This is a genomic window from Amycolatopsis rhizosphaerae (genome assembly GCF_007713715.1).
GTDB classification, from domain to species: Bacteria; Actinomycetota; Actinomycetes; order Mycobacteriales; family Pseudonocardiaceae; genus Amycolatopsis_E; species Amycolatopsis_E rhizosphaerae.
The window spans coordinates 1-2,161 of the sequence record NZ_VJWX01000754.1 but is presented as its reverse complement, the minus strand read 5'-3'; the positions used below and the strand labels follow the sequence as shown (position 1 = coordinate 2,161).

3 protein-coding genes are annotated in these 2,161 nt (G+C 74.9%); all 3 read right to left on the bottom strand.

Going from position 1 to position 2,161, the window contains the following annotated elements; genetic code table 11:
- Nucleotides 1-909 (bottom strand): AMP-binding protein (locus FNH05_RS36425; protein ID WP_144593379.1); only part of this gene is annotated, 909 nt, incomplete at its 3' end.
- Entirely contained in the window at nt 909-1,511 is a 603-nt protein-coding gene (locus FNH05_RS36420; protein WP_144593380.1) for a biotin transporter BioY, read from the bottom strand. The genes FNH05_RS36420 and FNH05_RS36425, both read right to left, overlap by 1 nt.
- Nucleotides 1,512-1,577: 66 nt before the next feature.
- The coding region (locus tag FNH05_RS38620; protein ID WP_186382921.1) for a hypothetical protein at nt 1,578-2,161 on the bottom strand (584 nt) is incomplete at its 5' end.

Below are 2,161 nucleotides of genomic sequence, written 5' to 3'. Positions count from 1 at the left end.
ATCATCCACAGTGGACCATCGCGGGGCCGGGGACAGCACGCCGCCGGTGAGGCGGCCGCGGCACGACAGCGGGGAATCGACCCAGAGGATCCCGTCCCGGATGTCGAGCCCCACCCCCGGCACCGGGCGCAGCCGCCCGTCGCCCCGGTCGAGCGCGATCAGCGAGTGCTCCGCCGAACCGTAGTAGGCGATCAGCCCGGCGTCGGGCAGCACCTCGGCCAGCCGGGCGCGAAGGGCGGGATCCAGGTGGGCGCCGCCGCAGACGACCGTCTCCAGCGCGCACTCCCGCCCGGGATGCCGGGCCAGCACGGCGAGCAGGCCCGCGAGCATCGCCGGAACCAGGTGGACCGACGCGGCCCCGGCGGCCGCCCGTGCCGCCGTCTCCGGATCCCGCCGGGGCAGCAGGCGCACCGGCTGCCCGCACCACAGCGCGTGCAGCGCACCGAAGAGGAAGAGCGACGAACTCAGCGGGCCGGGGATCAGGACCGGTCCCGGCAGCGGGCCGAGCGCGGCGAAGCTGTCCAGCCACGAGTCGCGGGTGCGGATCAGGACCTTGGGGTGACCGCTGCTGCCGGAGGTCGTGGCCAGGTAGAAGGCGGTGCGCCCGGTTCCGGCCGGGGTGACGCGGGCGGTCGTCGCCCCGGGCACGCCGGTCACCACCAGATGCGGTGCCGCGTCGGTGAGCACGGCCCGTCGTTCCCGTTCCGACCAGCCCGGCTCGACCACCAGCACCGCCGCGCCCAGCAGGTCCCCGCCGAGGAACCACGGCAGCACGTCCGGGGAGTCCACCGCGATCCGCGAACCCTCGGTGATCCCGCGCTCCGCCAGCCACATGGCCGCCCCGTGGGCCTGGGCGAGCAGTTCGGGCGGCACGGTGCCGGAGCCCGCGATCGGAGGCGTCGCGGGCATCAGCCCGCGCGCTTCGCGCCGGCGGGCAACCGGCCCGGCAGCGCGCGGTGGAGCACCGAGGCGAGCAGCGACACCACCACGACCTTGGCCGCGTCCCCGGGCACGAACACCAGCGTCTGCACCAGGGCCGCGTGGAAGTTGCCCAGGTAGGCGGCGAGGAACGGGACCCCGAGCAGGTAGCAGGAGAGCAGGCCCGCCGCGTTGGCCAGCAGCAGGGTGGGCAGGCCGGTGCGCTTGAGCCGCGTCACCAGCAGGCCGGAGACGAAGGCGGACAGGAGGAAGCCGAAGAGGAACCCGCCGCTCGGGCCGAGGAACGGCGCGGGCCCGCCCCGGCCGCCGGACAGCAGCGGCAGCCCGATCGCGGTCAGCGCGAGGAACAGCGCCACCGACGCCGTCGCCCGCCGCGCCCCCAGCAGCGACCCCGCCAGCAGCGGCCCGGCGTTCTGCAGCACGATCGGCACGCTGCCGCCGCCAACGTAGAAGCCCGGGAACAGGCCGAGCACGGCGATGAGGGCGGCGAACACGACGGTCCGCGCGAGGTCGGCCGCGGGCAACACGCCACTCGAGCGGGGCCGGTCACCGGAAACCTTCGTGTTCTCCATATCCACGACCGGCAATCCTAACCAGCCGCCGGGGCCATGGGCGGTGACCTGCGTCGCCCCCGGGCGTCAGCTCATGCGCCGCCTCGCGAAGGCCAGTGCGACGGCGGTGGTGGCGATCCAGAGCGCCTGCGCCACCGACATCACGATGGCGAAGACCAGTCCCGCGGTGCCGAAGACGGCGGCGATGCCCGCGACGGCGAACAGCGCGGCGATGACGAGTGCCGCGCGGCCGAAGACCGGGCGCAGCAGGGGCGAACCGGACAGCGCCAGCCCGATCGCGGCGAACACCAGCGGGGCGGGGGCGAGGGGGAAGATGCGGGCGAACACCCCGTTGCTCAGCGCGAAGGCGGTCGCCACGGTCGCGCGATCGCCGGTGTGCGCGGCCATCGGCACCGCCTCCAGCAGCGCGGCTTCGATCGTGACCACGGCCAGCAGGAGGGCGCAGCCGACGAGGGCGGCCGCTCCGGCCAACCGGTGCCGTGCGCCGCTGAGCTGCAGCAGGACCAGGAAGAACACGATGCTCAGCAGGGCGCCGGTGACCTGCAGCCACCCTCCGGCGTAGAAGAGCGTTTCGTGGCCGAGGGCGTAGCTCAGCAGCCGGTCGGGGCTTTCCCCGGCAGAGGGCCACGCGGTGAATGCCGGGGTGGTGG